Annotated in this window: 18 protein-coding genes; 12 read left to right on the forward strand and 6 right to left on the reverse strand. The window is 35.1% G+C overall.

Annotation, left to right across the window (positions count from 1 at the left end; genetic code table 11):
- Positions 1–9 precede the first annotated feature (9 nt).
- The 3 genes from F9B76_RS01025 (at position 10) to F9B76_RS01035 (ending at position 2,518) form a co-directional block, all read left to right on the forward strand.
- A complete protein-coding gene (locus F9B76_RS01025; protein ID WP_159990409.1) occupies positions 10–1,119 on the forward strand; it encodes a restriction endonuclease subunit S in 1,110 nt (369 codons plus the stop codon).
- Positions 1,120–1,252: 133 nt separating this feature from the next.
- On the forward strand, positions 1,253–1,564 hold the full coding sequence (locus F9B76_RS01030; RefSeq protein WP_159990410.1) for an ArsR/SmtB family transcription factor: 312 nt from the start codon (positions 1,253–1,255) through the stop codon (positions 1,562–1,564).
- Positions 1,565–1,630: 66 nt separating this feature from the next.
- Positions 1,631–2,518 (forward strand): arginase family protein, encoded by an 888-nt coding sequence (locus F9B76_RS01035; RefSeq protein ID WP_159990411.1) that lies wholly within the window; start codon positions 1,631–1,633, stop codon positions 2,516–2,518.
- Between the two features lie 111 nt (positions 2,519–2,629).
- Here F9B76_RS01035 and F9B76_RS01040 read toward each other — a convergent pair whose 3' ends face one another.
- On the reverse strand, positions 2,630–3,592 hold the full coding sequence (locus F9B76_RS01040) for a GlxA family transcriptional regulator (RefSeq protein ID WP_159990412.1): 963 nt from the start codon (positions 3,590–3,592) through the stop codon (positions 2,630–2,632).
- Between the two features lie 121 nt (positions 3,593–3,713).
- Between F9B76_RS01040 and F9B76_RS01045 the strand changes: the two genes are divergently transcribed.
- On the forward strand, positions 3,714–4,565 hold the full coding sequence (locus F9B76_RS01045; protein ID WP_159990413.1) for an MBL fold metallo-hydrolase: 852 nt from the start codon (positions 3,714–3,716) through the stop codon (positions 4,563–4,565).
- 86 nt (positions 4,566–4,651) lie between these two features.
- Here F9B76_RS01045 and mltB read toward each other — a convergent pair whose 3' ends face one another.
- Complete coding sequence (mltB, locus tag F9B76_RS01050; protein WP_243140658.1) at positions 4,652–5,779, reverse strand: lytic murein transglycosylase B; 1,128 nt, start codon at positions 5,777–5,779, stop codon at positions 4,652–4,654.
- A gap of 452 nt (positions 5,780–6,231) precedes the next feature.
- On the opposite strand from mltB, the gene F9B76_RS01055 reads away from it, so the two are divergent.
- Entirely contained in the window at positions 6,232–6,981 is a 750-nt protein-coding gene (locus F9B76_RS01055) for an electron transfer flavoprotein subunit beta/FixA family protein (RefSeq protein ID WP_159992036.1), read from the forward strand.
- Position 6,982: 1 nt separating this feature from the next.
- Entirely contained in the window at positions 6,983–7,912 is a 930-nt protein-coding gene (locus F9B76_RS01060; protein ID WP_159990415.1) for an electron transfer flavoprotein subunit alpha/FixB family protein, read from the forward strand.
- Positions 7,913–8,081: 169 nt separating this feature from the next.
- On the opposite strand, the gene F9B76_RS01065 is transcribed toward F9B76_RS01060, so the two are convergent.
- The 3 genes from F9B76_RS01065 to F9B76_RS01075 all read right to left on the reverse strand — a co-directional run bounded on the left by F9B76_RS01065 (position 8,082) and on the right by F9B76_RS01075 (position 10,721).
- Complete coding sequence (locus F9B76_RS01065; RefSeq protein WP_243140659.1) at positions 8,082–8,816, reverse strand: M48 family metallopeptidase; 735 nt, start codon at positions 8,814–8,816, stop codon at positions 8,082–8,084.
- Between the two features lie 134 nt (positions 8,817–8,950).
- On the reverse strand, positions 8,951–9,724 hold the full coding sequence (locus F9B76_RS01070) for a hypothetical protein (protein ID WP_159990416.1): 774 nt from the start codon (positions 9,722–9,724) through the stop codon (positions 8,951–8,953).
- A gap of 28 nt (positions 9,725–9,752) precedes the next feature.
- Entirely contained in the window at positions 9,753–10,721 is a 969-nt protein-coding gene (locus tag F9B76_RS01075; RefSeq protein WP_159990417.1) for a homoserine kinase, read from the reverse strand.
- Between the two features lie 357 nt (positions 10,722–11,078).
- Here F9B76_RS01075 and dusA point away from each other — a divergent pair, with 357 nt between their 5' ends.
- Positions 11,079–12,074: a tRNA dihydrouridine(20/20a) synthase DusA gene (gene dusA, locus F9B76_RS01080; protein ID WP_159990418.1), complete on the forward strand. Its 996-nt coding sequence runs from the start codon at positions 11,079–11,081 to the stop codon at positions 12,072–12,074.
- Positions 12,075–12,121: 47 nt separating this feature from the next.
- On the opposite strand, the gene F9B76_RS01085 is transcribed toward dusA, so the two are convergent.
- Entirely contained in the window at positions 12,122–13,180 is a 1,059-nt protein-coding gene (locus tag F9B76_RS01085) for a glycosyltransferase family 4 protein (RefSeq protein WP_159990419.1), read from the reverse strand.
- Positions 13,181–13,475: 295 nt separating this feature from the next.
- Here F9B76_RS01085 and F9B76_RS10215 point away from each other — a divergent pair, with 295 nt between their 5' ends.
- From F9B76_RS10215 to sbcB, 5 genes are all read left to right on the forward strand, one after another.
- Positions 13,476–13,592, forward strand: coding sequence for a glycosyltransferase (locus tag F9B76_RS10215; RefSeq protein ID WP_201289321.1), 117 nt, complete (start codon positions 13,476–13,478; stop codon positions 13,590–13,592).
- 31 nt (positions 13,593–13,623) lie between these two features.
- A complete protein-coding gene (locus F9B76_RS01090; protein ID WP_243140686.1) occupies positions 13,624–14,286 on the forward strand; it encodes a glycosyltransferase family A protein in 663 nt (220 codons plus the stop codon).
- Positions 14,287–14,640: 354 nt separating this feature from the next.
- Positions 14,641–15,987, forward strand: coding sequence for a cytochrome ubiquinol oxidase subunit I (locus F9B76_RS01095; RefSeq protein WP_159990420.1), 1,347 nt, complete (start codon positions 14,641–14,643; stop codon positions 15,985–15,987).
- Complete coding sequence (cydB, locus tag F9B76_RS01100; protein ID WP_201289322.1) at positions 15,987–16,988, forward strand: cytochrome d ubiquinol oxidase subunit II; 1,002 nt, start codon at positions 15,987–15,989, stop codon at positions 16,986–16,988. Before F9B76_RS01095 ends, cydB begins: the two co-directional genes overlap by 1 nt.
- A 208-nt stretch (positions 16,989–17,196) precedes the next feature.
- Positions 17,197–18,621 (forward strand): exodeoxyribonuclease I, encoded by a 1,425-nt coding sequence (sbcB, locus tag F9B76_RS01110; protein ID WP_159990422.1) that lies wholly within the window; start codon positions 17,197–17,199, stop codon positions 18,619–18,621.
- The last annotated feature ends 38 nt before the right edge of the window (positions 18,622–18,659 follow it).

Below are 18,659 nucleotides of genomic sequence, written 5' to 3' on the forward strand. Positions count from 1 at the left end.
GCACAAGAATTGCAACAAGTTAAATGGGCAGAGTTTGAGTTGCAGGATATTTTTGAAGTAAAATCGTCTAAAAAAAGATTTGATGCAAATAAAATACAACTTGTTGATATTGGGTATCCTTATGTAGTGAGAATTGCCAGTAATAATGGAATTAGAGGATTCTTAGATGAAGATGAAGAGTACTTAAATGATGGAAATACTATTTCATTTGGACAAGATACAGCAACAATGTTCTATCAAGAAAAGCCTTATTTTACTGGCGATAAAATTAAAATTCTCAAATGCAAAACAGATAAGTTTAATAAAAAGAACGCTCAGTTCTTTATTCCTATGATGAGCCGAGCATTTAGTTCTTTTTCTTGGGGAAGTTCAAGTTTCAGTGAAGAGGTGATTAAAGATCAATGTTTTTCTTTACCAATAAAATCAGATCAATCTTTAGAAAAAATAGATCAGATTAATTTTGATTTTATGGAAAATTTTATCACCCAGCTCGAGGCGTACCGCCTCTCGCAGCTCGAGGCGTACCTCTTGGTTACTGGATTGAAAGATTACCAACTAACAATAGAAGAAGAGCAGGTGCTGGTGGATTTCCAAAATGGGAAATTCAAATGGCAAGAATATAATTTACAAAAGCTATTTGGTAAATCGACACGAGGAAAACGTTTAAAAAGTGCGGATAGAATTGATGGAAATTTACCTTTTGTTACTGCAGGTGAGGCGGATACAGGTATTTCTGCATTTATTGGTAATGCGGTAGAGATCTTCAAAGCAAATACCACAACCATTGATATGTTTGGTTCTGCAAAATATCGTAACTATGATTATGGCGGAGATGATCATATTGCTGTTGTACATACCGAGAAGTTAAATAAATTTGCCTCTATTTTTGTTACATCGGCAATACATAAAGCATCATATACTGGGAAATTTAGTTATTCTCGCAATTTTTATGCTAAAGATGCTGATGAGTTAAATATCTTCTTACCTGAAGGTAGTGATGAACCTGATTACCAAACCATGCAAACGCTCATTTCTGCCGTGCAAAAATTAGTGATTAAAGAAGTGGTACGTTATGCCGATAATAAAATTGCTATAACAAAACAGATTATTGATAAATAAATCAATTTTATAATATTGATAAAAATAAAGCGGTTAATTTTGTAAAAAATTAACCGCTTCTTAATTTACGATTAGGCTTATTAAAAATTTTATTATATTGACAAATCTAGTTTTATAGATATATAATAAAAAAATGGAAACACTAGATATTTTTAAAGCTCTTTCAAATGAGTACCGTTTACAGATGTTGTTATGGTTAAAAAATCCTCAACAGCATTTTACAGCAAAGCAACTAGAGTCAGAAGCTGTTAATTTTGATGGCGGTGTTTGTGTGGGTTCTATTACAGAAAAAGCAGGATTGGCACAATCAGTTGTTTCTAGCTATTTAAATGCTTTAAAACAAGTGGGATTAGTTGAAACTCAACGAGTGGGGAAGTGGACGTATTATCGTTATAATGCCTCTGCTATTAACCAGTTCATAGAAAATTTGTATCAGCAGTTATAAAGCAAGTCGATATTTTTTATTTTAATAAATCTATATTTATAGATATTTAAATTTAAGGAATTGTATATGTCGTTATCATCAACTTTACGTTTAACCTTTCCACAATGGCAAGGAGGAGGTTTTGATAATATTTCCCAATTAGTACCAGAGTTACCTTATCAAGAGGCTATTCAAGGCTATTATTTAGGAAGTCAGCTTTTAGAATGGTTAGCACCAAAAAGTAATCATATTACAGCGACTGTTCCAGTTAGTTTATCTTTGGATAAAGCAGAAGTAGCGACTGAAAATGGTATTCAAGCATACCCAATACTTAAAAAACAATTAAAAGCCGCATTAGATATTATAGAAGTACATCAACCAGCTAAAGTAGTAACACTAGGGGGGGAATGCTCGGTAAGTATACCTGCCTTTTCTTATTTAGCAAAACAATATGAGGATGATGTTGCTGTTATTTGGCTTGATGCACATCGTGATTTGACGGTTCCAACAGATCATTATAATGGTTATCATGCAATGGCTTTGACTACCTTATTGGGAGTAGGTGATAAAGCAATTGTTGATACTTTACCTGCCATAATTAAACCCGAAAATGCTTTGATTGTTGGCTTACGTTCAGAAGATGAGGCAGTACAGCGTCAAAAAGATTTGGGCGTAAAATCATTATCTCCAGAAGAGGTTAAACAAAATAGTCAAGCTATTATTAGTTGGTTAAAACAAACAGGTAAACGTAAAGTATTAATCCATTTTGATTTAGATGTATTAGATCCAGCAGAATTTCATATTGCGGTAGGTAAAGATCCTAATGGATTAACTATGGCAGAAACGATTCGGATTATTCAGGATATTGATCAATTTGCTGATACAGAATTGGTTGGTTTAACGATTGCAGAACCTATGCCAAAAGCTGTGATTATATTACGTCGTTTATTGCATTCATTACCATTAATGAAATGAATGGTTATTCTCTACCCAAAAGATTTTTTGGGTAGGATTTTGAAGTGGTTAATAAGGTTAGTCTGAATGATAAAATGAGAAAAATAGTCTATTAATAGATTAGTGTAATAGCTAAATTGAAAAGTTATCTTTCTTCATAAACCGCTTTTGCCACTGTTTTGGGCTTATTTGATGTTTTTGTTTAAAGTGGTGCCGAAAAGCGGTGGTAGAATGAAAACCAATTTGTTGGGTAATTTCTTCAATGGTTAGGGTTGTACTTTCTAATAACTCACGCCCCTTTTGTAATCTACTATCAATAAGCCATTGGGTAAATGATATTCCTGTAGTATGACGAAAATGGCGAGTGAAAGTGCTTCGGCTCATCATTAACCGTTTAGCGAGTTGATCAATTGAATAGTTTTCACTTAGATGTGTGCGAATATCTTCTAACAGCTCATTAATATTTTCATGTGATGTTTTGCGTGTTATGGGTTTTTCAACAACTTGTACTTGACTGCCTTCGCGATGAGGTGAAATAACAAGAATTTTGGCTAGTTGATTGGCAATTTTAATCCCATATTGTTGCCGAACAATTGCTAGGCAACAATCTAATCCTGCTGCTGTACCTGCTGCAGTGATGATATTTTCTTCTTCAATATAAATAGATTGGCAATCAAGTATAATTTGAGGAAAACGTTGTCTAAAATCCTCCTCACCCAACCAGTGAATAGTTGCTTTTTTACCATTGAGTAAACCAGAATAGGCAAGGGGGTAACTACCATAACAAAGCCCAACAAGTGTCGCTCCACGATGATGTGCTTGTTGTAAGGCGAGTTTTAAGGCTTCAGATGGTGTCTCTTCAGGCTTATCCCAACCACAGATAATAATAAAATCAGCGTGTTGTAAAAGGTCTAAGCCACCATCGGTTTGGATAGAAACAGGGGAAGATTGGCTAATTTGCTGATTTTCCGCTACGATATGTACATTAAATAAAGCCTGATTCTGTATTTTACTGGTAAATACCATATACGGAATAGAAAAATGAAAAAGATTAAAGTTAGGATATAAAACTAAAGCAACAGTAGGAAGAGTCATTTTTTGAAAATCTAAACAAATTGACCCAAATTTTATACTTTTTGATAGTTAAGTCAATATTTTCTTTTTATAAGTAACGATAAAATAGTTATACGATCAAAATTTTATAAAGGGAAAATCAATGAAAGTAAAATCAGTTTTATCTTTTCTTGCGTTAAGTACATTATTAACGACTACTGCTCAAGCAGCAATAAATTATCAACATATCCGAAATGCAACGGCTAAAATTCACTATGGTCAAACAACTTTTTTAGTCGATCCTTATCTTGCACCTAAGGGTACTTATGAGGGATTTAAGGGAACAATAAATAGTGAAAAAAGAAATCCATTAATTGAAATGGCTGAACCTGTAGAAAGTGTATTAAAAGGAGTTGATGCAGTCATTGTGACACATACACATGATGACCATTGGGATGAATATGCACAAAAAGCTATTCCTAAAGATTTGCCTATTTTTGTTCAAAATGCAGGAGATGCTAAGATTATTCGTTCACAAGGATTTAAAGATGTCCGTGTTCTTGGTAAAAATACTGAATTTAATCAAGTTAAGTTAAGTAAAACAGGTGGACAGCATGGTACAGATGAAATGTATGCTAATCCACAACTGGCTGAATTATTAGGTGATGCTATGGGTGTTGTCATGCAAGCAGCTGATGAGAAAACACTGTATATTGTTGGTGATACTATTTGGAATTATGAGGTTGATACTGCACTTGAGCGTTATAAACCAGATGTTGTGGTTATGAATACGGGCTATGCACAACTAGAAGGTATTCCAAATAGCAGTATTATCATGGGAACAGAAGATGTTGCTAAGATGCGTCAAGTTGCCCCTAATGCTGATATTATTACAGTCCATATGGATGCTGTTAATCATGCCGCACTTTCATCAAATGATATGCGAGCATTTGTTGAAAAACAGAAATTACAAAAAGTGGCAGTACCTAAAGAGGGTGAAGTATTAACATACTAAGGAATATAATTTAACCACTTTTTTGTATAGAAATAATATACAAATAAAAAATCCCCCAACATTTTTATGAAGGGGGATTTTTGATATTAAGGACGTGTTACTTGATAACCGTTACGGATCTGTTGATTTGCTAATGCTGTCGCTAAATCGGCAACAGAAGCTGCGTAAAAATAGCTACGATTATATTTGGTAATGGTAAAAAAGTTCTGTGTGGCAACTCGATATTCATGATTACCACGCACTTCATCTTTTAAATCAATGACCCCAAGTTGTTTTCCTTTTTGCCATGAAGCATTTTTACTCTGGCTACTTGCTCCTTTTTGTTGTAAGGCTTGCCATGTAAAAGTTGGTTCTAAACCACCACTCACAAGTGATGCTGGAGAGGGGGGGAGTTGAACTGGTGGGAAAACAGGCATATTGGCTTGCCATCCATGTTGAACAAGGAAGTTGGCAACAGAAAAAATCGCATCTTTAGGACTATTTTTTAAATCTACTTTACCATCTTTATCGGCATCTACGCCATAATGTAAGATACTGATTGGCATAAATTGCCCTAATCCGTAAGCACCAGCAAAAGAGCCTGTTGCGGTATGAATATCTAATTTACCTTCATAGGCTAAAGCAATCAAAGCTGCTAGTTGATTACGGAACATTTGGCTTCTTTCTGGGCGAGTTTTATCAGGATGATAAAAACCTAGTGTATAAAGAGCATCTAGGAGTTTAAATGATCCTGTATTTTGCCCGTAAATGGTTTCGACACCAATAATAGCAGTAATAATAGCCGCAGGAACACCATATTGTTTTTCTGCGGCTGCTAATGTTTGACGATGAGTATCCCAAAATGCTGTTCCTTTACGAATACGGATAGGTTCAACAAAGCGGTTACGGTAAGTTTGCCAATGACGTTTAATCGAAGCAATACGCTTTGGACTTACTAATGTAATCACACGATCATTGACTTGTGCTTGGTTAAGTTGTTGCTGAATAAAGTTCTCTGGTATCTGATAGCGTTGTGCAACTTGTTTTACAAAGCTATTTTGATTCGCACTAAGGGCTGTATTTTCTACTTGCCAAGCAGAAGAACCTTGTTGATGTGTTTTTTGAGGTATTGGTAAAGTGGTATTAGAAGGTTGTTCAGTAATTGCTGTTGAACTAGCACAAGCACCTAGTAATACGGTTAATCCAATCAATGAATAACGAGGGAGTGATAACACAGTAAATAACCCTTTAGAAATAAAATAATAAAAAACCATAGTTGTGGATACTATTTCGCTATTTTACTGTTTTTTAAGAGAATTGTGCTATGAGTCTTTTATCTATTCAACGCTTGGGTGAAATATAAGATTGGTAAGTGGTGTTGGTGATTTTCTTATTCATATAGAAGATCTACTAGTGAAAGAAGAAGATTAGTGTACTATTGATACAGAAGAGATAACTTTAAAATACCTATACAGCTATTGAGTATGTATGCATAAAGGGCTATTAACGGTAGATAATAGACTAAAAAACGAAAAGGATAGTGATGTGTTATTAAGTGCTATTTAAAATAAAGATATCTACCAATAGGATAGAAATTTAATTTTCTTGTGCTTGAATGAAGAAATTCTTTGGGTAAACGTGTATGATAAGAATAATTTTTGCTAGAATTATCCAAGGAGATAAATGGATGAAGGTATTAGTACCTGTGAAACGTGTAGTTGACTATAATGTCAAAGTCCTTGTCAAATCAGATAATACAGATGTGGACATTGCCAATGTCAAAATGTCAATGAATCCTTTTGATGAAATTGCTGTAGAAGAGGCGACCCGTCTTAAAGAAAAAGGCATTGCTACTGAAATTGTTGCTGTGTCATGCGGTGTAACACAATGTCAGGAACAAATTCGTTCAGCGATGGCAATTGGGGCGGATAGAGGTGTTTTGGTAGAAACTACGTCATTATTACAACCGTTAGCGGTGGCTAAACTCTTAAAAGCAGTCGTGGATAAAGAACAACCACGGCTCGTTATTTTAGGTAAACAAGCGATTGATGATGATGCAAATCAAACAGGGCAAATGTTGGCAGCTTTATTAGATTGGCCTCAAGCAACTTTTGCTAGTCAGGTAGAAGTAGAGGGTGATTCTGTTAAAGTAACGCGTGAGATTGATGGTGGTTTAGAAATATTACAACTTAAACTGCCTGCTATTATCACAACAGATTTACGTCTAAATGAACCTCGTTTTGCGACCTTACCTAAAATTATGCAAGCTAAGAAAAAACCAATTGAAACACTCACACCAGAATCATTAGGTGTTGATATTGAACCTCGTTTACAAGTGCTTAAAGTGAATGAACCCCCTGCTCGTAAAGCAGGTATCAAGGTATCAAGTGTAGCAGAGCTTGTAGATAAACTAAAAAATGAAGCAAAGGTGATCTAAGATGACAGTACTTGTAATTGCAGAACATGATAATGGTGTACTAAAAAAAGCAACATTGAATACCCTAGGTGCTGCTTTTAAATTAAGTAGTGATGTACACGTATTGTTGGCAGGTAAAGGGGTAGATGCTGTTGCTACACAAATAGCGAATATTGCGGGGGTTACCAAAGTATTAGTTGCTGATGGTGATGCTTTAGCACATGATTTAGCAGAGAATCTTTCTCGTCAAGTCTTACAAATAGCCGATGCTTATACACATATTGTATTTGCAGGTACAACTTCAGGTAAAAATACTGCTCCACGAGTAGCCGCTAAATGCGATGTGGCTCAAATTTCAGAAATTACGGCAGTCATTGATTCTGATACGTTTGAGCGTCCGATTTATGCTGGTAGTGCTATAGCAACAGTTAAAAGTCTTGACAAGCAAAAAGTGATAACAGTACGAACAACTGCATTTGAAGCTGTTCCTGCAACAGGGGGAAGTGCGGGTATCGAAGCGATTCCTGTAGTAGCGGATAGTGGTTTAAGTACATTTGTTGGTCGTGAAATTGTTAAGTCTGAACGTCCAGAGCTTACCAATGCGGCTGTTATTGTATCGGGTGGTCGTGCCCTAGGTAGTGCGGAAAACTTCCAATTATTAGAAAAATTGGCGGATAAATTAGGGGCTGCGGTAGGGGCTTCTCGTGCAGCAGTTGATGCAGGCTATGCACCAAATGATTTACAAGTCGGACAAACAGGTAAAGTCGTTGCACCACAACTTTATATTGCTGTGGGTATTTCTGGGGCGATTCAACATTTAGCAGGTATTAAAGATGCTAAAGTTATTGTAGCGATTAATAAAGATGCAGATGCTCCTATTTTTGGGGTGGCTGATTATGGTTTAGTTGCTGATTTATTTACTGCTGTACCTGAATTAACAGAGGCTTTATAAGTTTATTTATTAGCTTTTGAATAGGATAAGACAGAAAAATTCATTTTATATAGATTATTTTCTGTCTTTTTATAAGAATAGGGAATGTATATGAACATTCCCTGTTTTTTGTGGACATAATAGTCAGTAAACTTGATGTATTTACTGACTAAATAGTTATCAGTCCTTTTTATTTCATGTTAGCAATACGTTCTGCTCGTTTGAGTGAATCTGGGTGAGAAGAGAGTATAGAAGCATTTGAACCTCCATTTAGTGATGCTAATTTACGTAAAGCACTCACACCAGCTTCTTTAGGACGATTATTTTCTTTTAGGATTTTTAGCCCAAAAGTATCGGCATCATATTCTTGTGATTGAGAGTATTGAGCATTAACAAAATTATGCGCTAATTCACCAATTTCACCAGATGATAGGGTAGATGCAATAGAATTACCACTTGCCACAGCTGCTTGACGAGCAGCGGTAGCGAGTAAATTTGTTCTCATGCGTGCTTTAGAATGTCCTTCAATCACATGACCAATTTCATGCCCCACAACAAATAGGACTTCATCATCTGTCATTAGATCCATTAACCCAGCATAAACACGGACATCACCATTTGGTAAAGCAAAGGCATTAACTGATTTAGTGAGATATACTTTAAAGTTAAGGGGAATACCATTGTATGATTTGAAGTTTTTGGTGATTTTATTTAGGCGTTTGGCATAAGCATTTGATGCAGGGGCAGTTTTATTTTCAGCATCTAGTTTTTTGGCAGATTGTAAACCAATGGCTTTCATCTCATCATCACTAATAGAGGCGGCTTGGAATAATGATGATCCTGCTTCAATGGCAGAAGCAACATCAAGTGTCTTACACGCACCGAGTGAAAGTGCAAGTAAACTAGCGAATAATACTTTTTTCATTATGCTATTCTCCAAAAAGAGTACCTATTGACCTTAATAAGATAGGCTATATTAATAAAATATGGAATAGAAACCTACTGTCTATAAAATATATTTGTTATATACATAAAAATGTATTAAATAATTACTGTTTATTATGTGTTAATTGTTTGTTTTCCATAAAAAATTTCCATATAAGCAGCAAAGAGGCAATTATAAAAATAGGCAGAAATTGCACTTACTTCAATAAAAACAAATAAAATCCCTATTCTTGATAAGCTAGGAAAAAACTGTGTAATTAAGATAACACTAATGCTTATTAAGGCAAAGTAGAAAATGATTAAAAAACTTAATGCAATAGCATTAGAGGCGGTGGCTTTGAGGGACTGTTTAAATGCCTCTAAAACAGTTAAATTTTCCCATGTGATTAATGGATATACCCATGAAGTCAATAGAAAATAAATACATACTCCAAGAATGACTGGGAGAAAGTTTGAGAATGTTATATAAGATGCCATTAATACTACTATTTCTTCATTACTTATATTCATTAATGTTTCAATTGGTACAGGTAATGGTGGTAGGGTAATAATGAGGATAATATTCGTTAAAATGATATTAATAAGGGAAGCTAGGATTAATTTTGACCATATACTTTTTTCACGAAGTTTTTGTAATAAATCCTGCTGTGTAAAATAGCCACGTAGTTTAACACCATAGGCAGCGTTAAAAATCACCATCTGTAGGAGTGGTAAGCAGATAATACCGACAATAAGACTAATAAAGGGAATACTAGCACTTAGTAGATTAAGCATGAAAATAGTGATAAATAAAAGTGTAAAGGGAATAAACCGTTTAAAAAATACGTTAAACCCTTGAGTTGCCCACCGTACTGTTGCACTAGGGCCATAAGCGTGAATAACTGCCATAATAATTTTGTTAAATAAAATAAAAATACTAAGGTAATGTAGGGATATATCCGGTAAAACGCTGTTGTAGCACACGTTCAAAATGTGTGGGATCATGTGGTTTTAAGGTTTCTGCTGCTCTTGGAAGATAAAAGTCATATAAGCGAGATGTCCAAAATCGTAAAGCAGCTGCACGTAGGGCTTGTGGCCAGACTTCTCGTTCTTCCTTGGTGAATGGGCGAACTTTATGATAGGCATCTAACCATGCTTTAACATGGGGACGAATAAATTCTCCTGTATCTCGATGGATACACCAATCATTCACAGCAACAGCGACATCAAAAATCCATTTATCAACCCCAGCAAAGTAAAAATCAATAACACCGCCCATAGCAGGAGATTGATAAGTTCCATCAAATAGTACATTATCACGGAATAAGTCGCAGTGGCAGGCACTACTAGGGAGGCTTTTCCATAAGGAAGATTCTTGTAGTGTGATTTGCTCATTGAGTGCTTTTTGATAAAAAGAATTGAGTTCATCACTTAAAAAGGGGGCGATTTTAGGATAATTGGCTTGCCACCAAGGTAGTCCGCGCAGGTTTTCTTGGTAAAGAGGGTAGTCTTGGGTGGCTAAATGGATATGGGCTTGTATATCTGCAGCTAGCATACAGTGTGTTTTACTGGGTGTAGCCTCATAGCCCCCAGATAAACGTGTCACAATACTAGCAGGTTTTCCCATAAGATGACCAATTAATTCACCATCTTTTCGGACTTGAGGCATTGGTACTTTGATACCCTTTTGAGCAAGGTGATACATCAATTGGATATAAAAGGGCAATTGTTCAAAAGTAAGTACTTCAAAAATAGTTAAAACAAACTCACCTTTGGTGGTATTGAGAAAAAAATTTGTATTTTCAATACCTGCTGTAATACCTTGTAGAGATACTAGTTCTCCTAGGTTGTAATGCAGTAAAAAATCTTGTGTTTGTTCTGTTGTTAGGGGGGTAAAAACAGCCATTCTTATCTCTATTTTCTTAAAAATAATGCTTATTCTAACAAATAAATATAGCCATTGATATTATCAGGAATCATTTTGATGGGTTTATTTAATAAATAGCATGGTATATCTTAATAAGAGGGGGGGGGAGGGATCTTTTACTTTTATTATTAGAACGGGATAATTTTTACCTATGCCGTGTTGAATGTTGTGTATTTTAATAGGCGTTAGAATAAGATTTATAACTACTTAAAGATGGGCTAGCTCATTATATAGGTCTCAAATCCATCTGTATGAAAAGTAGTCTATAAAAGAGTAGGAGTATATGAATGAAAATGTTTATAATATGGGCTGATTAATAAATAGTAAATAGATTTTATGACTATATCCTTATCTGGACTTTACCAATCACCTCTCAAACCTTGGCGACTATCTGTTGCACCTATGCTTGATGTTACAGATAGACATTGTCGCTATTTTCACCGCTTATTAGCACCGAATGCTTTGCTTTATACGGAAATGGTGACAACAGGTGCATTAATTTACGGTGATGTTCCTCGCCACCTACAGTTTAATGAACAAGAACATCCTGTTGCTTTACAGCTTGGGGGAAGTGAGCCTGATGCCTTAGTGCAGTGTGCTAAATTAGGGCAGCAATGGGGATATGATGAAATTAATCTAAATTGTGGTTGCCCCTCAGAACGAGTACAAAAGGGGGCTTTTGGTGCTTGTTTAATGGCAGAAGCAGATTTGGTGGCGCAATGTATTCAAGCAATGCAAGCAGCAGTAGATATTCCTGTTACCGTTAAGCACCGCTTGGGATTAGATTACGAAGACTCTTATGATTTTGTGAGAGATTTTGTTGGTAAAATCTATGATGTAGGGTGTCGAGTATTTATTACACATGCACGTAATGCTGTATTAAAAGGACTTTCTCCAAAGGATAATAGAGAAATTCCACCCCTTCGCTATGATAGGGTAATGCAACTTAAAAAAGACTTCCCTGATGCATTGTTTATTTTAAATGGTGGTATTCATCAATTAGCGCAAGCAAGTGCATTGTTATCCGAGTTTGATGGCATTATGATAGGAAGGGCAGCATGGCATGAGCCTTATTTATTAAGAGAGCTTAGTCAATTGATTTGGGCGGATAGCCAACCTGCCGATAATGCCCGTATTTGTGCAGAAATGACTACTTATGCTGAAAAAGCACTGAGTGAGGGGGCTCCGTTAAGGGCTGTTGTTAAACCAATGTTAGGGTTGATGAACGGACAAGCAGGTGCTAAGTATTTTAGACGCTTACTTTCAGATGTTAAACGTCTAAATGCACAGGATATTCGTTTAATAGAAGAGGCTTTTAGTGGGTTTATTTAATGATCATTTACATAATGAGATTTAATAATCGTAGTAATTACTTGAGTCTAGCCACAGTATCGTTCAATTCTATGTATTAAATCTTGGATATGTTGTTCTATAGAAGGATTATATTTTAAGCATGATAAAGGATTTGTTATTCGATATTTTTTCTGGAGAGCATATTCTACTGATTGATGAATAACCTGATTCAAATGTGTTTTTTCATCTCGATTAAATGTAAAACCAAATTGATGCTGTAAAACTTCTAAACAACCAATGTTATTAGCAAAGACAATAGGAGTACCGCATAAAATAGATTCGATGCCTACTAAACCGAATGGTTCATAAAGAGACGCCATAATGGTGTAATCAGCCATTTGATAAAGTTCTACCATATTAGTACAGTATCCTAAAGATGAAATGTGGGGTTCTTCAGTAACAGGTGTTCCTACAACGACCAAACGGATGGGTAGAGTAGTCTGAGAAAAGTAATTTCTTAATATAGAAAACCCTTTTCGAGTATGCCCTGTGGATGGAAATAGATAAATAATTTCATTTGACTTAAATCCATATTTTGCACGAATATATTCTCTGTTTTGTTCGGTAGTAATTAAAAATTTGTTGGTATCAACAGGAGGGTAAATAATTTCTATTTTATTTTGATCAATATGATAAAACTTTGAAATTTCATCTTTCATTAATTTGGAATGTGCAATAATTAAATCTGCTTGATTAAAGCAAGATTTTTCATTATGAATTTTTAGCCTACTTAGATAAGAGGGACGTTTACCTAAGGCATTTATATAACCTAGATGGTTTCCTCCACAAATAATAATATCTGCTTTTGTGAATATAAGTGATATAAGTTTATCATTGAGAGTTTTTTGTTTATTGGTTTGGTAAGAAAGAAAAAAATGACGTAATTTTTTAGGGATGAAAGATAAGTTAATCTTTTTAGGAGTAATAAGACCATACTCTTTTATTGTTTGATCAAAATTTGTAGCATAGACATTGATTTTATGATTTTTTTTATTATAAGTATAAAAACCATTGACTAAATCTATTGTATAGCGTTCTATACCACCACCATTTTGAAATTTATTACATACCAAAGAAATCTGCATTTTATACCTTATGTCAGTTGTTAAAAATAGTATTTTTTATTTTATTTTTACAAATTTTCTCATTTTATTTATTTATTTTTTTTTTTTTTTTTTTTTTTCAAGTGGTTAGACTAATTTAAGCCCTTTTTTATCTTAATTTTATAGATTAAGTAATAAATGGTTGTTTTTAAGAAAATTACTTTATTTTGTTACTTCAAAATGATAAATAGCTAGAGAAAATATAATAAACCTGATAGAGTGTATTTCTATAAGTACTCTTATTTTCCTTAATATTTTTACTTCTCCCAAGACCAAGATGAGCTTTCCTAAAATTGATGTTGTTATCCCTTGTTTTAATGCTGAAAGCACGTTAGAGCGTGCGGTGCAATCGGTATTAGTACAAAAAATATCTTGGGCGACTTTATTTAATTGATGACTGTTCTCAAGATAATACATTTACCCTCATTCAACAATTAGCCACACAGTATCCAGAGCATATTTATTTTGCTCAATTAGCACAAAATAGCGGTGTAGCACAGGCACGTAATTTTGGTACTTTTTTAGCTCAGCATAATAATGTGGATTTTGTGGCTTTTTTAGATGCGGATGATGCTTATGAAGAGGGGGCTTTAGAGGTAGCTGCAGCGACTTTTTATTTTCAGCCTGAAACACAAGTTGTACGTTTAGATTTAAAGCCTGTTCATTTAGCACCACGTTATGCACAGCACGAACACATTGATTTAGCATGGCAGTATATGCGTATGACAGGTGCTGGGAATACGGTGTTTAATAAAACTTTTTTTGCTGCTTGTGGAGGCTTTCCGACAGATGACTTATTTCGTGAATTAGGAGGAGAGGATGGGGCATTGGGTATTGCCACAACAAAAGTTGCCAAAGTAGCAACCCTCTTTAAAGAGGCAGGTGTACTATACTTCTGTCGTGAGGGTATGCATGCAGAAAGATTATTAGATGCTATTTTATTTGATAAAAAAGACCCACGTATTACACCTGACAAAATAGCACAAGCTGATGCAGTAACAGAAAGTATTTGTACTCGGATTAATGCGTTGAAAAAAGGATTAAATTCTGATCAGATAGGTGTATTCCCTCAGGAGGTTAAGCGTTAATCGTGTATCATCATAAAAATAATAAATTTTTAATATATTATTCCAAATAATGCAGTGATAAGCTATTTACCTATTATTAATTTAGTGTGTAGTACAAATTTAAAAAGCTACAAAATTTATCTGGAAAAATAATTTTAAAGAAAAGATAAATTGTATTTTTATTCGATTTTATTAGGGGTATTGTCTAAAAGAGTATTTTCTCTGATTAAGCCCTTATTTACTTTTATATATAAATACTAGGTAGTTCGTAATAATTTCTTGTGTTTACTATTAAATTATTACTATAGGTTTTCTTTACACCTGATAATCAGTCTTTTAAAATTTAGATCTATTTATACTCGTATAGGGCGTTTTATGGATCTTGGTCTTACGGCGTTAATGCTAGCTCGTATTCAGTTTGCATTTACCGTCTCTTTTCATATTATTTTTCCAGCTACTTCGATTGGTTTAGCATGTTTCTTAGCTTTTATTGAATGGCGATGGTTACGTACTAAAAACCCTATTTATCAAGACTTATTTAAATTTTGGGTAAAGGTCTTTGCACTTGCTTTTGCGATGGGGGTTGTCTCAGGTATTGTGATGAGTTATCAATTCGGTACAAACTGGAGTGAGTTTTCTCGTATTGCTGGTAGTGTAACTGGACCTCTTTTGACCTATGAAGTATTGAGTGCCTTCTTTTTAGAAGCAGGGTTTCTTGGAATTATGCTATTTGGCTGGGGGCGAGTAAGTGAAAAAGCACACTTTTTTGCAACACTGATGGTAGCGATAGGGACGTGTATTTCAATGTTTTGGATTTTATCATCAAATAGTTGGATGCAAACCCCCCAAGGTTTTTATATGGAAAACGGTATTGTTGTTCCGGAAGATTGGTGGGCAATCGTATTTAATCCATCTTTTCCTTATCGTCTCGCACATATGGGTGTTGCCGTTTTTCTAGTGTCAGCTCTTTTAGTGATAGGGACAGCAGGTTGGCATCTGTTACGAGGTCGCCGTGATGCTTTAATCAAAAAGTCATTTTCATATAGCTTATGGCTACTCTTGTTTGCTTCCATCGCTCAAATGGTTATAGGTGATTTGCATGGTTTGAATACACTAAAACATCAACCTGCCAAAATTGCTGCATTGGAAGGACATTGGGAAACCAATCACGATCATGCGATGCCATTATTGCTATTTGCTATCCCTGATATGGAGAATGAGCGTAATCATTTTGAAATTGGAATTCCTCATTTAGGAAGTATGATTTTAACGCATACCCTAGATGGTACGGTAACAGGGTTAAAAGCGTTTGAACCTCAGGATCGTCCTAATGTACCTATTATGTTCTGGAGTTTTAGAATAATGGTAGGGATTGGTTTATTAATGATAATAATGTCTGTAATAGGGCTATGGTTAAGAAAAAAACATACTTTATATGAGAATAAATACTTTCATTGGTTTACTGTTTTTATGGCACCACTCGGCTATGTTGCGCTATTAGCAGGTTGGGTAGTCACTGAAGTAGGACGTCAGCCTTGGACTATTTACGGAATACTGCGAACAGAGGATTCGCTATCGCATACTGTTTCTGCTGATCAAGTTGGATTAAGCCTTATTGTTTTTGTTATCGTGTATGCCATTGTTTTTGGGTGTGGTATTTATTATATGTTACGTCACTTGATGAAAGGCCCAGAAATTGTCTATTCAGCGGAGGGTAAATAATGGATATAACACTTGTTTGGTTTGCGATTATTGGCTTAGGTGTATTGTTATATGTCGTACTAGATGGTTTTGACTTAGGTATTGGTATTTTATTTCCTTTTATCAGGGCAAAAGCGGAAAGGGATACGATGATGAATACCGTTGCACCGGTATGGGATGGGAATGAAACTTGGATGGTACTTGGTGGTGCTGGATTATTTGCTGCATTCCCCCTTGCGTATGCAACAATATTATCAGCACTTTATATGCCAATTACGTTAATGGCACTAGCGCTGATTTTTAGGGGAGTATCATTTGAGTTTCGCTTTAAAATGAGCCGATTACAGAAATGTTGGGATTATGCCTTTATGTGGGGATCGATATTATCTGCTTTCTTTCAGGGGGTTGTATTAGGTGCCGTTATCCAAGGTATTAAAACAACAGAAGGTATTTTTTCAGGTGAAACATTTGATTGGCTTACTCCGTTTACCGTATTAACAGGTATTGGGGTAGTGGTGATGTATGCTACTTTAGGCTGTGCATGGTTGATTTATAAAACAACGGATCATCTTCAACAAAAAATGTATCGTGCTATGCCTAAAATACTTATGATGCTATTAGGAATATTTGCACTGGTACTTATCGCTTCTGTATGGGTTCAACCGAGTATCGTAGAGCGTTGGTTTGTTGCGTCTCATCGAATTTATTTTGGTTTACTCGTTATCATCACACTCTTTATGTTTGGGTGGATTTTTAGAGCGGTTCAGCAACAAAAAGAACGACAACCCTTTATTTATACTATTTTATTATTGTTAGTTGCTTTTATAAGCTTACTATTAAGTATATTCCCTTATATTATCCCTCCCTCTATTGATATTTGGCAGGCGGCAGCACCACGTTCAAGTCAAGTATTTACATTGATTGGGGCGCTAATTTTTATCCCTATGATTATTGCCTATAGCTTATTTTCATATTGGGTATTTAGGGGTAAAGTACGTGTCGGTGATAGTGGGTATCATTGATGAAACAAAAAAGAAAGTTAAGTTCAATACAATGGTTTATTTTGTTATGGTTAGCTGGCTTTGTCGGGCTAGCGGTTATCGCTGGTTTATTTAGACTATTATTGTATTGGGCATATTAATAAAATAACCCGATATTCAGTTGAGTATCGGGTTTTTAGTGAGTAAAATAGAGCATCAATACACCCTAATAGAGGGGTAAATTTTACTTATGAATAATACATTTAGTTTCTTCTTTTATGACTATGAGAGTTTTGGTGTTGATCCTGCCCGTGATCGACCCGCTCAATTTGCAGGTATCCGTACAGATGCTGATTTTAATATTATTGGTGAACCTGTTATGTTGTATTGTAAGCAAACAGATGATTATTTACCATCACCTGAAGCGGTTATTATTACGGGTATCACACCGCAGCTTTGCAATGAAAAAGGTATTTCTGAACCTGAGTTTGCACAACGTATTCATGCGGAGTTTAGTCAAGCGAATACCTGTATCGTAGGATTCAATAATATTCGCTATGATGATGAAATGACACGTTATATATTTTATCGGAATTTTATTGATCCGTATGAGTATGCGTGGAAAAATGGTAACTCTCGGTGGGATTTATTGGATGTTGTTAGGGCGTGTTATGCATTGCGTCCAGAAGGTATTCAATGGCCTGTCGATGAAGAGGGAATTCCCTCTTTTAAATTAGAAAATTTAACGAAAGCAAATGGTATTGAGCATAGTCACGCACATGATGCGATGTCTGATGTTTATGCGACGATTGCTATTGCTAAATTAATAAAAGAAAAACAACCCAAACTTTTTCAGTATTTTTTTGAGCATCGACATAAAAAAACACTAGAACAATTGATTGATACACGAGCAATGACACCTTTGGTTCATGTATCAGGTATGTTAGGTAATTATCGAGGAAATTGTACTTGGATTGCTCCTATTGCTTGGCATCCTACTAATCCTAATGCCGTGATTGTATGTGATTTAGCAGGTGATATAAATGATTTATTGTCTAAAGATGCAGATATATTACGCACCTATCTTTATACTAAAAAAGAGGATTTGACGCAACAAGGTATATTGCCTGTTCCTTTAAAATTAGTGCATATTAATAAATGCCCTATTTTAGCACCAGCTAAGACACTGCTACCTGAAACAGCAGAACGATTGGGGATCAATCGTGAACAGTGTTTGGCAAACCTAAAAACCTTAAAACAATCGGCAGATATTTGTGAAAAAGTAGAGGCTATTTTTTCAGAAGAACGTGTGTTTGATACAGATAAAGAAGATGTAGAAGCAGCACTTTATCAAGGATTTTATAGCTATGATGATAAATATAGCTTAGAAGTATTGAAAGGGCTACCGCTAGAATCTCTAGCTAATCATGGTTTAGTCTTTCAAGATGAGCGTATTCCTACATTATTATTTCATTATCGGGCTCGTCATTTTTATAAGACACTTAGCCGTGCTGAACAAATGCGATGGGAAAAATATCGACATAAGAAAATTGATGCTAAAGTACCCGTATTTACACAAAGTTTGCAACAACTTTCAGAGCAATATGCTAATCATGCTGATAAATTAGCTCTTTTAGAACAAGTATATGCCTATGGGCAGCGAATAGCAGAATAGTGCTAGGAGAAACATTACTGATTGAGGGTAAATAGTTT

It is taken from the genome of Pelistega ratti (genome assembly GCF_009833965.1).
Taxonomy (GTDB): Bacteria; Pseudomonadota; Gammaproteobacteria; order Burkholderiales; family Burkholderiaceae_B; genus Taylorella; species Taylorella ratti.

Coding starts and splice junctions, on each gene's coding strand:
- dusA (WP_159990418.1), top strand. CDS start 11,079: ATGACTATATCCTTATCTGGACTTTACCAATCACCTCTCAAACCTTGG.
- F9B76_RS01060 (WP_159990415.1), top strand. CDS start 6,983: ATGACAGTACTTGTAATTGCAGAACATGATAATGGTGTACTAAAAAAA.
- F9B76_RS10215 (WP_201289321.1), top strand. CDS start 13,476: ATGAGCTTTCCTAAAATTGATGTTGTTATCCCTTGTTTTAATGCTGAA.
- F9B76_RS01085 (WP_159990419.1), bottom strand. CDS start 13,180: ATGCAGATTTCTTTGGTATGTAATAAATTTCAAAATGGTGGTGGTATA.
- F9B76_RS01075 (WP_159990417.1), bottom strand. CDS start 10,721: ATGGCTGTTTTTACCCCCCTAACAACAGAACAAACACAAGATTTTTTA.
- F9B76_RS01070 (WP_159990416.1), bottom strand. CDS start 9,724: ATGGCAGTTATTCACGCTTATGGCCCTAGTGCAACAGTACGGTGGGCA.
- F9B76_RS01095 (WP_159990420.1), top strand. CDS start 14,641: ATGGATCTTGGTCTTACGGCGTTAATGCTAGCTCGTATTCAGTTTGCA.
- F9B76_RS01055 (WP_159992036.1), top strand. CDS start 6,232: ATGAAGGTATTAGTACCTGTGAAACGTGTAGTTGACTATAATGTCAAA.
- F9B76_RS01040 (WP_159990412.1), bottom strand. CDS start 3,592: ATGACTCTTCCTACTGTTGCTTTAGTTTTATATCCTAACTTTAATCTT.
- F9B76_RS01065 (WP_243140659.1), bottom strand. CDS start 8,816: ATGAAAAAAGTATTATTCGCTAGTTTACTTGCACTTTCACTCGGTGCG.
- F9B76_RS01045 (WP_159990413.1), top strand. CDS start 3,714: ATGAAAGTAAAATCAGTTTTATCTTTTCTTGCGTTAAGTACATTATTA.
- F9B76_RS01030 (WP_159990410.1), top strand. CDS start 1,253: ATGGAAACACTAGATATTTTTAAAGCTCTTTCAAATGAGTACCGTTTA.
- F9B76_RS01035 (WP_159990411.1), top strand. CDS start 1,631: ATGTCGTTATCATCAACTTTACGTTTAACCTTTCCACAATGGCAAGGA.
- cydB (WP_201289322.1), top strand. CDS start 15,987: ATGGATATAACACTTGTTTGGTTTGCGATTATTGGCTTAGGTGTATTG.
- sbcB (WP_159990422.1), top strand. CDS start 17,197: ATGAATAATACATTTAGTTTCTTCTTTTATGACTATGAGAGTTTTGGT.